This window comes from Paenibacillus haidiansis (assembly GCF_036553665.1).
GTDB lineage: Bacteria > Bacillota > Bacilli > Paenibacillales > Paenibacillaceae > Fontibacillus > Fontibacillus haidiansis.
In genome coordinates this window covers 454,716-471,340 of the sequence record NZ_JAZHPZ010000002.1, presented here as the reverse complement: position 1 = coordinate 471,340, position 16,625 = coordinate 454,716, and the positions used below count along the sequence as shown (strand labels likewise).

The 16,625-nt window shown below is 47.8% G+C and carries 13 protein-coding genes and 1 tRNA gene; 13 read left to right on the top strand and 1 reads right to left on the bottom strand.

Features of this window, described 5'->3' with window-relative positions:
* Window positions 1–189: 189 nt before the first annotated feature.
* The 10 genes from xylF (at window position 190) to V3851_RS06515 (ending at window position 11,884) form a co-directional block, all read left to right on the top strand.
* Window positions 190–1,281: a D-xylose ABC transporter substrate-binding protein gene (gene xylF, locus V3851_RS06560; protein WP_331845720.1), complete on the top strand. Its 1,092-nt coding sequence runs from the start codon at window positions 190–192 to the stop codon at window positions 1,279–1,281.
* 108 nt (window positions 1,282–1,389) lie between these two features.
* Window positions 1,390–2,901, top strand: a complete 1,512-nt coding sequence (locus tag V3851_RS06555; RefSeq protein ID WP_331845719.1) for a xylose ABC transporter ATP-binding protein — start codon at window positions 1,390–1,392, stop codon at window positions 2,899–2,901.
* 2 nt (window positions 2,902–2,903) lie between these two features.
* Window positions 2,904–4,094 carry a sugar ABC transporter permease gene (locus V3851_RS06550; protein WP_331845718.1) on the top strand — a complete coding sequence of 397 codons (1,191 nt, stop codon included), beginning with the start codon at window positions 2,904–2,906 and terminating at the stop codon, window positions 4,092–4,094.
* Between the two features lie 149 nt (window positions 4,095–4,243).
* Window positions 4,244–5,152, top strand: a complete 909-nt coding sequence (locus tag V3851_RS06545) for a GNAT family N-acetyltransferase (protein ID WP_331845717.1) — start codon at window positions 4,244–4,246, stop codon at window positions 5,150–5,152.
* A gap of 93 nt (window positions 5,153–5,245) precedes the next feature.
* Window positions 5,246–5,329, top strand: a tRNA-Leu gene (locus tag V3851_RS06540).
* A gap of 850 nt (window positions 5,330–6,179) precedes the next feature.
* Window positions 6,180–7,169 (top strand): SIR2 family protein, encoded by a 990-nt coding sequence (locus tag V3851_RS06535; protein ID WP_331845716.1) that lies wholly within the window; start codon window positions 6,180–6,182, stop codon window positions 7,167–7,169.
* Between the two features lie 18 nt (window positions 7,170–7,187).
* Window positions 7,188–8,891 carry an ATP-binding protein gene (locus V3851_RS06530; protein ID WP_331845715.1) on the top strand — a complete coding sequence of 568 codons (1,704 nt, stop codon included), beginning with the start codon at window positions 7,188–7,190 and terminating at the stop codon, window positions 8,889–8,891.
* Window positions 8,892–8,943: 52 nt separating this feature from the next.
* Window positions 8,944–9,900 carry a hypothetical protein gene (locus V3851_RS06525; protein ID WP_331845714.1) on the top strand — a complete coding sequence of 319 codons (957 nt, stop codon included), beginning with the start codon at window positions 8,944–8,946 and terminating at the stop codon, window positions 9,898–9,900.
* 611 nt (window positions 9,901–10,511) lie between these two features.
* On the top strand, window positions 10,512–10,661 hold the full coding sequence (gene rpmG, locus V3851_RS06520; RefSeq protein WP_331845713.1) for a 50S ribosomal protein L33: 150 nt from the start codon (window positions 10,512–10,514) through the stop codon (window positions 10,659–10,661).
* 20 nt (window positions 10,662–10,681) lie between these two features.
* Window positions 10,682–11,884, top strand: coding sequence for a GTP-binding protein (locus tag V3851_RS06515; protein ID WP_331845712.1), 1,203 nt, complete (start codon window positions 10,682–10,684; stop codon window positions 11,882–11,884).
* Between the two features lie 82 nt (window positions 11,885–11,966).
* On the opposite strand, the gene V3851_RS06510 is transcribed toward V3851_RS06515, so the two are convergent.
* On the bottom strand, window positions 11,967–13,187 hold the full coding sequence (locus tag V3851_RS06510; RefSeq protein ID WP_331845711.1) for an MFS transporter: 1,221 nt from the start codon (window positions 13,185–13,187) through the stop codon (window positions 11,967–11,969).
* 183 nt (window positions 13,188–13,370) lie between these two features.
* Here V3851_RS06510 and V3851_RS06505 point away from each other — a divergent pair, with 183 nt between their 5' ends.
* The 3 genes from V3851_RS06505 to V3851_RS06495 all read left to right on the top strand — a co-directional run bounded on the left by V3851_RS06505 (window position 13,371) and on the right by V3851_RS06495 (window position 16,559).
* Window positions 13,371–13,952 carry a TetR/AcrR family transcriptional regulator gene (locus V3851_RS06505; RefSeq protein ID WP_331845710.1) on the top strand — a complete coding sequence of 194 codons (582 nt, stop codon included), beginning with the start codon at window positions 13,371–13,373 and terminating at the stop codon, window positions 13,950–13,952.
* Between the two features lie 104 nt (window positions 13,953–14,056).
* Entirely contained in the window at window positions 14,057–14,614 is a 558-nt protein-coding gene (locus V3851_RS06500) for a TetR/AcrR family transcriptional regulator (RefSeq protein ID WP_331845709.1), read from the top strand.
* Window positions 14,615–14,783: 169 nt separating this feature from the next.
* The gene (locus V3851_RS06495) at window positions 14,784–16,559 is read left to right on the top strand and encodes an oleate hydratase (protein WP_331845708.1); all 1,776 of its coding nucleotides are present in this window, start codon (window positions 14,784–14,786) and stop codon (window positions 16,557–16,559) included.
* The last annotated feature ends 66 nt before the right edge of the window (window positions 16,560–16,625 follow it).

The window sequence follows — 16,625 nt, the reverse complement described above, 5'->3', positions numbered from 1 at the left end:
TGCGTTAAGCCGGGCAAATTTGTCCAGTGAAAACAGCCGGATTGTTTTTCATTACATTTGACGGCAATGAATTGAAGAGGATGCGCAAAGAAGTGCTGGGAATCGGCGCTCTGTCTACCGCGATCGGGTGCTACAATTTTTTTGTAAGCGCAATCATTCAAGTGATAACGAAAAGGGGCGAAGGAAAAAATGGGAAAACGCAGTCATTTTATCGGATTAAGTCTTGCGGCGGTGTTGCTGGCCTCTTCTCTGGCCGGTTGCGGGATCGTCTCCAACAGTGCCGCTGAGAACAATGCTCAAGGCACGGCTAAAGGCGCGGACGACGGAAAAATCGTCATCGGGATGTCCCTGGATACGTTAAAGGAGGAACGCTGGCAAAAAGACCGCGACATTTTCAAGGCCAAAGTGGAGGAATTGGGAGGCGAGGTGAAGGTTCTGGCGGCCAACGGCGACGACGCGACACAGCTCAGTCAGGCCGAGCAGCTGATTTCCCAGGGTGTCGATGTACTGGTCGTTGTTGCGCATAATGCCGAAGCCACCGCTCCAATCGTGGAGAAAGCGCACAAGGAGGGCATCAAGGTCATCGCCTATGACCGGATGATCAACAATGCCGAAGTGGACTATTACATCTCCTTCGACAACGTCCGCGTAGGGGAATTGCAAGCCCAGGCCGTCGTCGATCAAGCCCCGAATGGGAATATCGTCTATATCGGAGGAGCGGATACGGACAATAACGCACATATGTTCAAAGAAGGGGCCATGAATGTGCTGAAACCGCTGGAGGAAAAAGGCGACATCAAAATTGTATATGACCAGTTTTCCAAAGATTGGAAGCCTGAGGAAGCGCTGAAAAACATGGAGAATGCCTTGACCGCCAACGGCAATGATATTCAGGGCGTGGTTGCCGCCAATGACGGAACGGCCGGGGGATCGATTCAGGCATTGAATGCCCAAGGCATGGCCGGCAAAATACCGGTGTCCGGGCAGGATGCGGATTTGGCCGCCGTTCAGCGGATCGCCGAAGGCACGCAGTTGATGACGGTCTACAAGCCGATTAAGCTGATCGCCCATACCGCGGCGGAAATGGCGATGGCGGCGGCCAAGGGGGAAGAAGTCAAAGCGGATAAGACGGTCAACAACGGCAAAATCGACGTTCCATCCGTTCTGCTCGATCCGATTCCGGTAAACAAGGACAATCTGAATGTGCTGATCGAAGACGGGTTCCACAAGTTGGAGGACATTTACAAGAACATTCCTAAGGATCAATGGCCAAACCCATAATCGATGGATGATTGCTGCCGAAAGCAGCCAGAGTGCGAAGCCGGGGAGTAACGCTAATCTCCTTGGCTTCGCGCATCCCTCATGAACGGCCAAGGAGGAGTGTAACTTATGAACGTGTTGGAAATGGTCAATATCAGCAAGGAATTTCCCGGCGTAAAGGCGCTTGACGACGTCAATTTCAAGGTGCTCAAGGGCGAAATTCACGCCCTGTGCGGAGAGAATGGAGCGGGAAAGTCTACGCTGATGAAAGTGCTGAGCGGGCTTTATCCCGCCGGGACCTACGTCGGGGATATCCTTATCGGCGGCGTGAAAAAGCAGTTTCACAACATCACGGATGCGGAAAAGGCCGGCATTGCCATCATTCATCAGGAGCTTGCGCTCGTTAAGGATATGACGGTGGGAGAAAATATTTTCCTGGGTGCCGAGCCCAAGAAACGCGGGATGATTCAGTGGGATGAATTATATCACCAGGCTTCCCAGTGGTTGAACAAGGTCGGGCTCCGCATTTCGCCCGATACCCGGATCGGCAGCCTGGGGATTGGCCAGCAGCAGTTGGTGGAGATCGCCAAGGCGTTGTCGAAGCATACGCAAATCTTAATTTTGGATGAACCGACGGCGGCATTAACCGAAAGCGAAGTGGCGATTCTGATGGGGATCTTAAATCAGCTACGCAGCGACGGAGTCACCTGTGTGTACATTTCCCACAAAATGCCGGAGGTGTTCGCGCTGGCCGATTCAATTACGGTGCTTCGCGACGGGCGTACGATAGCCACGCTGAACCGCAAGGAGACGAACGACGATCAGGTCGTGTCGCTGATGGTCGGCAGGGAGCTGACGGAGCGCTATCCCCGGATGGAGCATACGCCCGGACAAATCGTGCTGGAAGTGCGGGACTATTTGGTCTGGCATCCGGAGAAACGCAATCAGAAGGTGATCAAGGATGTCAGCTTTTCGCTGCGGCAAGGTGAAATTCTCGGAATCGCGGGGCTGATGGGGGCCGGGCGCACGGAATTGGTCAGCAGCCTGTTCGGTGCTTACGAGGGCAAAGCTTCGGGCGAGGTGCTTGTTGAAGGCAAATCCGTGCGAATTCGCAAGGTGGCCGATGCCATTCAAGCCGGCATCGCTTTGGTCAGCGAGGACCGCAAGCGGCAGGGGCTGGTCATGGGCATGGATGTCAAGACGAACACAACGATGGCGACGATGGGAAAAGTGTCCCGATGGGGAGTCATTAACGATAATGAGGAAATGAAATGGGGCAACAAATATGTGCACGACCTGAAAACAAAAACGGCGTCCTTGGAAACGCTCGTCGGCACGCTGTCGGGCGGGAATCAGCAGAAGGTCGTTATCGGCAAATGGCTGATGTCCGATCCGAAAATCCTCATTATGGATGAGCCGACACGGGGGATCGATGTCGGGGCCAAATACGAAATTTATCATTTGATGAACCGTTTGGCCAGCCAGGGAGTAGCTATCATTATGATCTCCTCGGAGCTTCCGGAGGTTCTTGGCATGAGCGACCGGATTCTTGTCATGAGCGAAGGAAGATTCGTCCGGGAGTTCCACTGGCGGGAAGCGACCCAGGAAAATATTATGCAAGCCGCAACGGGAGGGAAATAGCTATGGAGCTTCAAAAGGAATCGGTTAATCAAAACGGCCTCGCCGGCAAAACGTCGTTCTGGAGCAGCCTGTTCGGAAAAATGGACGTCCGCGCTTATACCATGGTCGGAGCGCTTGTCCTGATCTGGGTGCTGTTCGGAATATTGGATCCGACATTTTTAACGGCAAGAAATTTGTCCAATCTGTTTACGCAAATGTCGGTGACCTCCATCCTGGCGATCGGCATGGTGCTCGTCATCGTGGCCGGGCATATCGACTTGTCGGTCGGCTCGCTCCTCGGCTTGACGGGGGGGCTTGCCGCCATATTCAGCAACTGGCTGGGGCTTCCTCCTGTACTCGTCATTATCGGTACCCTGGCGGCCGGGGCCGTATTGGGACTGCTGCAAGGCTGGCTGGTGGCCTACAAAATGGTTCCCGCCTTTATCGTCACGCTTGGAGGCATGATGGTATTCCGCGGCGCGCTGATGGGCGTGACCGGGTCGATGACGATTCCGGTGTCCGATCCGGTGCTGGCGCTGCTCGGGAATGCGTATTTTGCCTCAATGTTCGGGATCGTTCTGGGGATTCTGGCGATCGGAGCCATTGTCTATAGCACGCTGAGCAAGCGCCGATCCCGGCGCAAATACGGCTTTGAAGTTTCGCCTTTATCCGTCGACATTCTGAAAATGATCGGGCTTTCGCTGCTGGTAATCCTGTTCGTGCTCGTCATGAACTCCTATAAAGGGATTCCTTTTCCGATTATATTCGTCATCTTGCTTGCGGCGATCTTCTATTTTTTGTCCACAAAAACAACCTTTGGCCGGCACATTTACGCGATAGGCGGAAATATGGAGGCGGCCCGGCTGTCGGGGATCAATATCCGGCGAAAAACGATGTTGATATTCCTGCTTAGCGGCCTGCTGGCCTCGATCGCGGCGATTGTGCTGACGTCCCGCCTGGCATCCGCGACGATTACCGCCGGGAATATGGCGGAAATGGATGCCATTGCCGCGTGCGTTATCGGCGGAACTTCCCTTATGGGCGGTGCCGGTACGGTGCTTGGCGCGCTGATCGGCGCTCTGGTGATGACATCGCTCGATAACGGCATGTCGTTAATGGGTCTGGAATCGTTCTGGCAATATGTGGTCAAGGGCTCGATTCTCGTCTTTGCGGTATGGCTGGATATTTCCAACCGGAGAAAGGCCGTTAAATAAGGATAAGGACAAGAGGTTCGGAGCCGCGGAGGGCAGGCGAAAAGCTTTGCCCTCTCCTCTTTGTTAACGTATAATCGGCTTGTGGATTCGAGAGCCGGGAAATGGGACGATCCCTTTAGAATAATCGGTTCTCAGGGGGAGTGAAGCGGATGAACATACAGGCTTTGAACGGGGAACTGCTGGAGCGTTTTATCGATTATTGCCGGAAGCACAGAACGGAAGTCGACGATTCTTTTTTGTACGAAGAGGATTTAAGGGATTTTAATATCGGGAAAGAAAATCCTACTTATGTCGCTGTGAATCAGCATGGCGAAATCATTGCCGCGGCTTCGCTCATTAAAGATGCCCATCATGCGCGCGGGAAAAAGGCGCGTTTCCGCATTTTCCATTCCGAAATTGCGGATGCCGGGATTTATAAGCGTTTGCTGGACGAGTTATTGAAGCATGGAGCGGGCCTGGAGCAATTTTTTGTTTTTGTGCCTGTCGTCCGGACGAACATGATAGAAATCGTGGAGGAGCTTCATTTCGAGGTCGAGCGGTATTCCTTCATTCTTGTCAGAGAAGGGGCGTCGCCCGCTCCTTACTTTCTGCCCGAAGGCTACAGCCTCGTTCCTTTCTCACCCGGGAGAGATGAGCAAATCTGGGCCGATGTGCGGAATATCGGGTTTGCCAAGCTGAAAGGAAGTCAAACGCCGATCACGGCGGAGATGGTGTCCAAGATGGCGGCGGATGACGATTATATCGACGGCGGAATGCTGATTTTGTACCATCATGACCGGCCGGTCGGAATTGTTCGCGGCGCGGATGACGAATATGAGGGCGAACCGATTATGAATATCGGGCCGCTCGCGCTGATCCCGGAGTATCAGGGCAAAGGTCTCGGAAGAATGCTGCTGAGAGCGGCGCTGCATTTTGCCAAGGAGAAGGGCTATAACCGGACGATTCTTTGCGTGAACGCCGAAAACGAACGGGCCAAGGCGCTGTATTTACAGGAAGGCTTCGTACAAATGGAAGCCGCGGCAAACTACCGGTATGAGCTTGGATCGGGAAATGCTTAGCTCAAATGATTCGGAATATTTTACCTGTTGACCGGTTTGGTTATGGATGATATTATAAATTTCGTTGCTGCGAAATAATGCATCAGCGAAAACGCGGTCGTGGCGGAATTGGCAGACGCGCACGGTTCAGGTCCGTGTGGGCTAACCCCCGTGGAGGTTCGAGTCCTCTCGACCGCATTAAAAAGTTTCAGTCTATGAACTGAGGCTTTTTTACTTTATCATATGATCTTCAAAAATTCTCCGCGAGATACTTCCTCCTAATCTCCTAACTTCCGATTTTTATTCTTCTAGAACATTCAATTTATACAATTATTCAATTAACTTTCTATTCAACCAACAGATACATTAATATGTTCATAGAATATTCCAAGATATATTTGCAGATATCAATTCTGGCGATGAATTGTGAAAACAATAGCCTAAATCGAGGCGTTATCAGACTGAAACATACTTAAGACTTAAATTCCATAAATAATCCTAATAGCAGGTATTAGAAAACGAAGGGAAATACCGTCGCATCGGTCCTATGATTTTAATTTTCGTGCTTTTCTTTTTATACGATAAAGCAACTTCATGTTTCAATCTATTATCATTAATTTTAGCCTTTATCTGTTGAGTAACTCATTTTAGTTGCTAAAGCCCCTCATTGACCTTCATTTGTCACAACTAGCATTTGCTCATCACCATTATCCCACTCGAAGACCCGTCACGTTCGATGACAAAATTTCACCCTTGGCTGTGGTTTTAATATATTCAGCAAATTAAGAAGTTCATTAACCATTGAAAGCAGAAGTATAGTCTTGTGGATCGCGCTCAAAATTAGATATATGAAAAGAAAACACTAATGAGATAAAATAAAATTTTTAACTTTAAAACTTATTTATCGCTTCAAGTTTATAGTCTCATTTATTAATCGCTACACAACCAAATGCCCCAAGTCTTTTACTTAACTGAAAATATATATATTGGAGGAATCACAATTTCTGTGGAGAATTATGTAAATATAATGACACAAAGGATGGTTTAAATGGACCGGGAGACTATGTTTAAGTTAATCCAAAAATATACTCAAGATGTTCCCTTAATTCTAATTGGTACCGGCGGTACAATGCCTTATGGAATCCCAGGGATGTCTCAATTAGCGAGTTATTTAATAGCTCAACTTGATTCAAAATATGATTTGGATGATAACTGGAGGACATTTAAAGACCGTTTAATTAATGGAAAAGATTTAGAGAGTGCATTGACGGGATTAAACTTACTTGATGAAATTATGCATGACATAACAACAAAAACGTGGGAATTAATCGCTGACTATGATTTACAGTTATTTTACAGAGTTTTAAAGAATGAAATTACTCTGCCTTTAGGAAAGCTTCTTCATGCAATGTGTGTACCCCATCCAAAGCAAGTAAATGTTATAACGACAAATTATGATCGGGTAATTGAATATTCTTGTGATCAATTCAATATATCAATTAACACTCTTTGTGATGGACGTTATATTCGAAAAATTGACATTCAATTAGCTAAGGGAAAGTGTAATGTTAATTTATTGAAGGTGCATGGATCTTTAGATTGGTTCGAACATGATAATGGGAACATATACTCTATACCTCTACAACGAAAAATACCAGAACAAATGCATCCAAAGATTATTCCCCCAGGTTCAGAAAAATATCGTTCCATAGCTCAACCTCCTTGTAGAGATGTAATACATATTGCGGATGACTTTATTGCAAAGGCTCAAAGCTTTTTATGTATAGGTTACGGATTTAACGATGAACAGATACAAACTAATATAATAAGTGCCATTCGTAAAGATAAACCAATTGTAATTGTTACTAAAAAGTTATCGGATCCAGCATTCAGAATGATAACTAGCAATGCGTCTAAGTATGTAATAATTCAAGAAAGTGATACACCAGGACTTACAGATTTTTTTATGAAAGAAGAGAAATACTCAGAAAAAGGGGACCTGTGGAAACTAGAAGAATTTTTCAATATACTCTATTAATTTTATGGAGGGTTATAAATGGCCATTTTTGAACTTCAGGATGATCAATCTGTTGGAAAAGTACAAAGTGTAGATACTACTTCCGTTGTTGTCAAGGTCAATAAAAGTGACATGCTCTCAAAACTACAAGTAAATCATTTGGTTGTAATTCGTGCTTCTAAACGTGGTCAGCATCTAATTGGACTGGTTGTAAAAATAATGCGTAAATTTGATGAGGATGTGGAAGAAGATCAAGATGAACGTCCATGCTCCAATGATATCGTTAAAATAACTTTAATAGGAACTTTCTTTGATAAGATTGGTAGTATATCTAATCAGTTTAAGCGTACGCTGGAATCAGTACCAGAGATTGATGCGGATTGTTTTATCATGGATGATAGTACGTTAACGAGCTTTATGGGAGTGATATCCCAGAATACCGCTGATGCTGATAATCCTTTAAGTATCGGAACCTATACGCTTAATGATAATGCGAGAGCTTGGTTGGACGGGAATAAGTTGTTCCAACGACATGCCGTTATTGCAGGAAGTACTGGTTCGGGGAAATCATATACAGTAGCTTCTTTGGTCGAACAGATTGCAAAACTGGAATCATCAAATGCCATTCTATTCGATATTCATGGTGAGTATGCTCCTATAACTGGAAAAGGAATCCAACATTATAAGGTTGCAGGTCCATCAGATATCGTTAAGGATGGTATTATGTTTTTACCCTATTGGCTGCTAACGTATGATGAAATGTTATCATTGATGCTTGACCGCAGCGATAGTAATGCTCCTAATCAGGCGATGATATTTAGCAGATCGGTTTTACTAGAAAAAGAAGAACTTTTAAAAGAACATGGCAAATCATTTCTACTTGATAATCTAACGATAGATACTCCTGTTCCATATAAGATTAATAATCTGATTAGACATCTAGAGGATTTAGATACTCAAATGGTACCTGGAGCAAATAATAGAGAAAAACAAGGAGAGTTCTATGGTAAATTATCAAGATTTATTCAAAGGCTCTCGGCTAAAATACAAGACAAGCGCTTAAACTTTATGTTTTCAAGCGATCCTGCACTACTTTCTTATGATTACATGAATTTACTATGTAAGGAATTGATGTCACCTGCTTCACAAGGAGGTGGTGTAAAGATTATAAACTTCTCTGAAGTCCCCTCTGACATTCTACCGTTAATGGTTTCTTTAATTGCTAGAGTTGTGTTTTCTATTCAGCAATGGGTAGATAAAAATAAAATACATCCAATTGCTTTGTTTTGTGATGAAGCCCATCTATATATTCCTGCAAATGTACAACAAGGAGTGGAAGCTTCAAGTTTGTTGAGTTTTGAACGAATTGCTAAAGAAGGAAGAAAATATGGTGTTGGTCTTGTAGTTATTTCGCAAAGGCCTTCAGAGGTCAATCGAACAGTACTTAGTCAGAGTAGTAATTTTATTGCTATGCGTTTAACTAATGCAGATGATCAGAACGTTGTGAAAAAGCTACTTCCAGATAGTTTAGGGAACTATGCTGAACTTTTGCCAATTTTAGATATTGGGGAAGCCTTAGTAGTGGGGGATGCTAGTCTATTACCAAGCAGAGTTAAAATTGCTGAACCTACTCAGAAACCCGACAGTGCAACAGTTAGGTTTTGGGATAAATGGTCGAAGGAAATAGTTCCTGATGTAATTGAAAGTGCTGTAGAATCAATGCGAAAGCAATCTAAAATTTAAGCTAATCTATTTTAGTTTTACCTGGACTATGTAGTAAAGGGGCTTATTTTGTATGGGAATAAAGATGCCAAAGGCTTATCATAAAATGAAAGACCAAATAGTTAGCATAGATATTGCTGACAAAGAAATGAACGGATTTTTGCTATGTCAAACCTCAAAGTGTCGCGTTCCCGTAATCTTTGTGGATGCTTATAAGAAAAGATATGCCGATAAAACGGTCATGGTAGCCCCTTACTTTCGCCTTGCGTCAAATGATAAGCCACATTTGAGGGAATGCAAATATAATACATTAGGGCAGATTGAGGCCATTGCGAAGGACTCAGATGATAACGTTCTTCGTGCTATCGAAGAAGGCCACTATAGTTTTCGACTTAATGTCATTGATGAGACACTTAGAACGTTAAATCAATTAGCTAAAGACGAATCTAACTCTGATGAGTCAGCCCCTTGGGTTTCAATGCCTCCGGCAAAAGTATATACCAACCGGGGGAAATTAGACTCCTATCTTTCTACGATGCAGAAGATTATGAAACTCCGCTCTCTAACAGAAACACATGATGAACTGAGAGAAATTATTTCTTTACAGTACGGAAAGCAGACTATTAAATGGAGTCGATTTTATTACACATCGGATGATTTCAAGAAATGTTATACCTATATAAAAAGGAATAATGTTACCCATCCATTGTGCCTTGAAGGAATTATAAAAGAAATTGCACCTCCACAAGAGAAATTTAAGTTTCATGTCCTCAAACTCCGTTTCCCTTGGGTAGAACCGGATAATGATAAGATTATAAACTTAATTGCTGTGGAGTTGGTCATTCAAAATGATAAAGTGCTCAGTTATATCCAGTCAAACTCAAGTTTTTACAATGTGGCTGTCTATTCGAAATTTTATGTAAACGAGTCGAAGGTACACATAAAGCAAAATCAGGAAGGAACAAAGAAAATGAGGTTTCTAAATATTAAGGGGAATCTGTATCACCCTAAACAGATTGTGCTGTTTTAACTCAGGCTTAGATTGCTTATCAAATAGTACTATATGTTTAAAAGAACTCTTTTCCGGAAGAATTTCATTTTTTTAGAAATTACATTGAACATAAATTTAGAAGAATGATTGATATGATTCATACAATGAAGATACCTAATATAACAATGATGTAGGTATGTTAAAGCTATAATTAATGAGGAGTATGAAGTAATAAGTATCACTTGTGTCTTGATTTTCCATAGCCGAGGTAGTTCTGAAGAAAGGGAAACTTTTTTTCCCTTGAAATGAAAAGAACATATAGGTCAGACGTCCAAATTCTACTTCTCTTTCTACTCTTTCTCAGAACCTTTCGTCGCAATAATTTGAATGGAATATAGCCCATAAATTTGATTTTACAAAGCCTTTGATAGCTTCCAAATCCCTCCTCGGGGATTTAGAATTCAAGAGGTTCGAGTCCTCTCGACCGCATCATATGTACAACGAACAAGCTCTTGACTCGCTTTTGAAGCGGATCAGGAGCTTGTTTGCATTTTCGGGAAATTGGATCAAGTCGGGTTAGCGATTGACATGGGGCAAAAGAATCTGTTAAATTATTAATCGTAAAAATTACGAATAAGGAGTTGTTTTAAATGAGAGTTGTCATTACCTTGGCTTGTACGGAAACGGGAGACCGCAATTACACGACCAGCAAAAACAAAAAGACGCATCCCGAACGTCTGGAATTGCGCAAATACTGCCCGCGGCTGAAAAAATATACGCTGCACCGCGAAACGCGTTAATGCAGGGAGGAGATCAAATCATGTTGGCTGAACAGGCAGGCAAAAAAATTCCGGTAACGGTTCTGAGCGGCTATTTGGGCTCGGGGAAAACAACGTTGTTAAATCATATTTTGCACAACAAAGAGGGCCTGAGGGTAGCGGTCATTGTTAATGATATGAGCGAGGTCAATGTGGACGCCAATCTGGTGAAATCGGGAAACGCTTTGTCGAGAACGGAAGAGAAGCTGGTGGAGATGTCCAACGGCTGCATCTGCTGCACACTCCGGGACGATTTGCTGCGCGAGGTACAAAAGCTGGCCGGCGAGGGGCGGTTTGATTATATTCTGATCGAATCGTCGGGAATCAGCGAGCCGATTCCGGTAGCGCAGACTTTTACTTATGCCGATCCAGATTTGGAGATTGATTTAACGGCTTTGGCCCGGTTGGATACGATGGTTACCGTCGTGGATGCCAACCGTTTCTGGCGCGATTTCGCATCGGGAGAAAGCCTGCTTGACCGCAATCAGGCGGTTGGAGAAGAGGATTACAGAGATATTGTGGATCTTTTGATCGATCAAATTGAAACCTGCGACGTATTGCTGTTGAATAAGTGCGATCTGGTGGAAGGGAACGAACTGGACAAGCTGGAGGCCGTATTGAGAAGGCTGCAACCGGCGGCAAAAATCATTCGTACCGTGAACGGCGTTGTGGATCCCAAGGAAATTTTGAACACGGGTTTGTTCGATTTCGAGAAGACCAGCTTGTCCTCGGGGTGGATCGCCGAGCTGTCTAAGGAAGGACATATTCCGGAAACCGAGGAGTATGGTATAGGGTCGTTTGTATATCGCAGCAGAATCCCGTTCCACCCGCAGCGTCTCGGCCGGTTCATGAGCAATTGGCCGGCGGAGGCGGTTCGGGCCAAAGGATTGGTATGGATCGCGGCGCGCGGCGATATGGCGGCCTCGTTAAGCCAGGCCGGTCCTTCCATCCAATTTGGCCCCGCAGGCTATTGGCTCGCGTCGCTTCCGGAGGAAGAGCAGCGCGAAGTGCTGGCAAGTGAACCGAAGATGGCTGCGGAGTGGGATCCGGTTTGGGGGGACCGGATGACCGAGCTTGTGTTTATCGGAATCGGCATGAATCAGAAGGATATCGAGGAAAAGCTGGACCGTTGCCTGCTGAGTGAGGAAGAAATGAAGCAGGATTGGAATGAATTCGTAAATCCGTTGCCTTGGGTCGAGGCATGATCCGGCCGGTCAATCGCGGGTGAATATAGGAGAACAGCCGCCTTCCGGTTTCTTGCCGAAAGGCGGCTGTTTGTTTGCCGCTTCACGCTTTGCTTGAAATTTGGCGTGCTGCCGCGTTCTTTCTTTCCGTCAGGAAGTAGAAAAAGGCGATCATCGGCAGAAGCGCTCCGATCAAAGCGCTGAGGTTCCATCCCCCATGGGCGTAAGACCAGCCGCCGAGGCTTGAGCCGATCGCCCCGCCGATAAAGAAGATGGACATGAACAGCCCGTTCAGGCGGCCGCGCGCCTCGCTGCCCAGCGAATAAATCACTCGCTGGCCCAGGACAAGGTTGCCCGATACGGCCATGTCGAGCGTAACGGCGGAGATCAGAAGCAGGGTCAGCGCAATCGGCGAATGCCCCTGAACCAGATAGGCGAGCAGATAGGACAATACGCCAATGATCAGCGCCAAGCCCGTCATCGGCCGGGTGAGGCCTTTATCCGCCAAGTGTCCGGCAATGGGAGCCGCCGCGGCGCCGCCCACACCCGCCAGCGCGAACAGGGCGATACCCTGCTGGGACATGCCGAAATCGTTGGCAAGCCTTAGCGGCACCGCGGTCCAGAATAGGCTGAAGGATCCGAATAAGCAGGCTTGATAAAAAGCGCGGCGGCGCAGGGCCGGCGTTTGCTTGAACAATGTGCCGAGGGAAGCGAGCAATTTGCCGTAATGGACGGTGCGCTCAGGCCGGCGCTCCGGAAGCGCGCGTGCAAGGACCAGCGTCAGCAGGGCGATTACGCCGGCCGATAGGAAGAAGATGGCCCGCCAGCCCCAGAAGCTGGCGATGAGGCTTGCCGCCGGACGGGCTAGCATAATTCCCAGCAGCAGGCCGCTCATGACATTGCCGACGACGCGGCCGCGCTGCTCTTCGGAGGACAGGTAGGTGGCATACGGCACAAGGATTTGCGCAACCACCGAGCCCAAACCGACGATCAAAGAAGAGGCGAGGAAGAGCGGCGCATTTGCGGCGAAGGCGGATCCTAGCAAGGCGAGTCCCGCAAGGATTAGGCCGGTTACCGCGAGCCGCCGGTTCTCCACAATATCGCTGAGCGGTACGATAAACAGCAGACCGGCCACGTAGCCGATCTGGGTAATCGTGACGATGAAGCCCGCCGCGGACGGCGAAATGCCGGTAGCCGCGCTGATGGGACCGACCAGGGTCTGCGCGTAATAGAGATTGGCGGCGATGAGTCCGCAGGAAGCCGCCAGCAAAAACATCATCCAGCTTGAAATGCTGCCTTTTGCGATAGGTTGTGCAGATTTCATAATGATACATCCTCCTTAAAATAAATACTAAACGTTTAGTTCACTAATTAGATATTCAAATAATATACTGAACGTATCGTTTTGTAAATAGTCAATTTTCATTTCCTTGGAGATTTAGTAGAATGAACGTATAGTTTTTGTTGATCTTGATGATGCGCCAATGAACTGAAGGAGCGAGTTCTTATGAATACGAAAAGAGGGCGTCCGCGCAATGTGGAAACCCAGAAAGCCATTCTGTCCGCCGCTTACGACCTGCTGCTCGAGACGGGCTTCGCGGCGGTCACCGTAGAAAAGATCGCCGAGCGGGCGGGCGTCAGCAAAGCGACCATCTATAAATGGTGGCCGAATAAAGCGGCCGTCGTTCTCGACGGTTATTTGTCCGCGGCGAATGCAAGGCTGCCTCTGCCGGATACGGGTGACATGTTCGAGGATATCCTCTTGCATGCCGCAAACCTGACCCTTTTCTTAACCAGCCGGGAGGGTAAAATAATTTCGGAAATCATCGGCGAGGGACAATTGGACCCGGGGCTGGCGGAGGCTTACCGGACCCGCTACTTCCATCCGCGCCGGCAGGAGGGGCGGCAGTTGCTGGAGCGGGGAGTGAAGAGGGGCGAACTGCGGGACGACATGGATATCGGAATTTGTATCGATCTGATTTACGGACCGATTTTTTACCGGCTGCTGCTCACCGGCGAACCGCTGGATGACGCTTACGTGCGGCAATTGGTTACTTTGGCTTTTGAGGGGATTGCGCGAAAGCGGTAACGGCTTGGTCTTCCTGTCTGTTATGATGAATAGACTAAGTGAAACGACCTAAAAATCATCGCTTATGTCTCTATTCCGCAGCCTATTTTTCAGGAGGTGGTCCCATGGCTCAAATCACGAAAAAAGCGCTGGCGGCATCCTTGAAAAAGCTTCTTAGGGAGAAGCCGCTGGACAAGGTGACGATCATTGATATCGTGGAAGATTGCGAAGTGAACCGTCAGACTTTTTACTATCATTTTCGAGATATTTACGATTTGATCGACTGGATTTTCCTGACGGAGGCGCTTGTCTCGATCGATGATAAAAGGACGTATGCAACCTGGCAGCAGGGTTTTCTGGAAGTGTTTCACTACGTCCTCGCGAACCGGAGCTTCGTCTCGAATGTGTACCATTCGGTGAGCCGCGACCAGCTGGAGCGTTATCTATACAGTGTCACGTACGATCTGCTGATCGGCGTGGTGGAGGAGCAAGCGGCCGGGATGCGGGTTCGGGAGGAAGACAAAAAATTCATCGCGGATTTTTACAAATTTGCTTTCGTCGGGTTGATGCTGGATTGGATTCGCCAGGGAATGAAAGAGGAACCCGTCAAAATTATCGACCGGTTATGCGTCCTGATACAAGGGGATATCGCCAGGGCGCTGGACAAATACCGGATAGATTGAAAAAGTAACGGGCCTATTCAAGGTTGTTTAGACAAACCGGCCCTTGTGTCTTAAATCTAGACAATATAGCCGCGGTGTCGAAGTTTTCGGCATCGCGGCTATATTGTCTATTAAAGCCGCCTTCCCAAAGGATTATGCTGGAGTCATCAAAGACAGGGAGGTATGTGAAATGTATTACTCGAACGGGAACTATGAGGCCTTTGCCCGCCCGGAAAAGCCGAAGGATGTGGACCGGAAATCCGCTTATCTGGTAGGCAGCGGACTGGCTTCGTTGGCGGCGGCCTGTTTTCTGGTCCGGGACGGACAGATGAAGGGGGAGCATATCCACATTCTCGAAGAAATGAGCTTGCCGGGCGGCGCCTGCGACGGGATCAAGGATCCGCAGAAAGGCTTTATTATCCGCGGCGGACGCGAGATGGAGAATCATTTCGAATGTCTGTGGGACTTGTTCCGCTCGATTCCTTCGATCGAGACGGAAGGCTTGTCGGTGCTGGATGAATTTTACCGGCTCAACAAGCATGACCCCAACTATTCGCTGATGCGGGCTTCCGTCAACCGGGGGGAGGATGCCCATACGGACGGCAAGTTTACACTCTCCGAAAAGGCCTCCATGCAAATCGTTAAACTGTTTATGAGCCGGGACGAGGACCTCTATGACGTCACGATCGACGACGTATTCGACGAGGAATTTTACGCCTCGAATTTCTGGCTGTATTGGCAAACGATGTTTGCGTTCGAAAAATGGCACAGCGCGCTGGAAATGAAGCTGTATCTGCAGCGTTTTATTCATCATATCGGAGGGCTGCCGGACTTCTCGGCGCTGAAATTCACCAAATACAACCAGTTTGAATCGCTCATTCTGCCGATGGTGAAGTACCTGGAGGATCACGGGGTTCACTTCCAGTATGATACTCAGGTGACGAACGTGATTTTCGATATCAAGGACGGCAGAAAAGCGGCCAAGCAAATGATTTGCATCCATAACGGCAAAGAAGAGACGATCGACTTGATCGAGGATGATCTGGTCTTTATCACCAACGGAAGCTGTACGGAAAATTCCTCCCTTGGCGACGACGATCATGCGCCCGTCATGAATACGGAGCCCGGCGAAGGCGGCTGCTGGCAACTGTGGAAGAACATTGCCGCGCAGGATCCTTCCTTCGGCCGTCCGGAGAAATTCTGCACCAACATCGCCGCCACGAACTGGGAATCGGCTACAGTCACTACGCTGGATCAGCGGATTCCCCGCTATATCGAAAAGATGAGCAAGCGCGATCCGTTCTCCGGCAAGGTGGTCACCGGCGGGATTATTACCGTGAAGGATTCCAGCTGGCTGATGAGCTATACGATCAACCGGCAGCCTCATTTCAAGCAGCAGCCCAAAGATCAGCTGGTGGTCTGGATATACGGCCTGTACACGGACGCCCCGGGCGATTTTGTCAAAAAGCCGATGAAGGAATGCACGGGAAGAGAGATCACCCAAGAATGGCTGTACCATATGGGGGTTCCGGAGGCGGAAATTCTCGAACTGGCCGCCACCGGCGCGCATTGCATTCCTTGCATGATGCCGTACATTACCGCGTTCTTTATGCCGAGAACGGAAGGGGACCGTCCGAAGGTCGTGCCGGAGGGCAGCGTCAATTTCGCCTTTATCGGCCAGTTTGCCGATACCGTTCGCGACACGGTGTTTACGACCGAATACTCGGTGAGAACGGCGATGGAAGCCGTGTACACGCTGCTTGACGTGGACCGCGGCGTTCCGGAAGTGTTCGCCTCCTGCTACGATATCCGGGTGCTGCTGGATTCGATGGCCAAGATGCTGGACGGGAAGAAGCTGACCGATCTTAAGCTGCCGTTCGTGGCGAAGCTGGTCGAGAAGCAGCTGCTGAAGAAAGCATCCGGCACGATTATCGGTGAGCTGTTGGAGAGATATAAGCTGATCTGATTAAAAATTGCCGGGATACAAAAGCAAAGCTGGTCCAATAAGAAAACAAAGAGCCCGGTTTTCGGG

Bases quoted from the DNA above. Each gene is read 5' to 3' on its own strand.
- V3851_RS06525 (WP_331845714.1), top strand. From the start codon at position 8,944: ATGGGAATAAAGATGCCAAAGGCTTATCATAAAATGAAAGACCAAATA.
- V3851_RS06515 (WP_331845712.1), top strand. From the start codon at position 10,682: ATGTTGGCTGAACAGGCAGGCAAAAAAATTCCGGTAACGGTTCTGAGC.
- V3851_RS06510 (WP_331845711.1), bottom strand. From the start codon at position 13,187: ATGAAATCTGCACAACCTATCGCAAAAGGCAGCATTTCAAGCTGGATG.
- V3851_RS06555 (WP_331845719.1), top strand. From the start codon at position 1,390: ATGAACGTGTTGGAAATGGTCAATATCAGCAAGGAATTTCCCGGCGTA.
- rpmG (WP_331845713.1), top strand. From the start codon at position 10,512: ATGAGAGTTGTCATTACCTTGGCTTGTACGGAAACGGGAGACCGCAAT.
- xylF (WP_331845720.1), top strand. From the start codon at position 190: ATGGGAAAACGCAGTCATTTTATCGGATTAAGTCTTGCGGCGGTGTTG.
- V3851_RS06500 (WP_331845709.1), top strand. From the start codon at position 14,057: ATGGCTCAAATCACGAAAAAAGCGCTGGCGGCATCCTTGAAAAAGCTT.
- V3851_RS06535 (WP_331845716.1), top strand. From the start codon at position 6,180: ATGGACCGGGAGACTATGTTTAAGTTAATCCAAAAATATACTCAAGAT.
- V3851_RS06505 (WP_331845710.1), top strand. From the start codon at position 13,371: ATGAATACGAAAAGAGGGCGTCCGCGCAATGTGGAAACCCAGAAAGCC.
- V3851_RS06495 (WP_331845708.1), top strand. From the start codon at position 14,784: ATGTATTACTCGAACGGGAACTATGAGGCCTTTGCCCGCCCGGAAAAG.
- V3851_RS06550 (WP_331845718.1), top strand. From the start codon at position 2,904: ATGGAGCTTCAAAAGGAATCGGTTAATCAAAACGGCCTCGCCGGCAAA.
- V3851_RS06545 (WP_331845717.1), top strand. From the start codon at position 4,244: ATGAACATACAGGCTTTGAACGGGGAACTGCTGGAGCGTTTTATCGAT.
- V3851_RS06530 (WP_331845715.1), top strand. From the start codon at position 7,188: ATGGCCATTTTTGAACTTCAGGATGATCAATCTGTTGGAAAAGTACAA.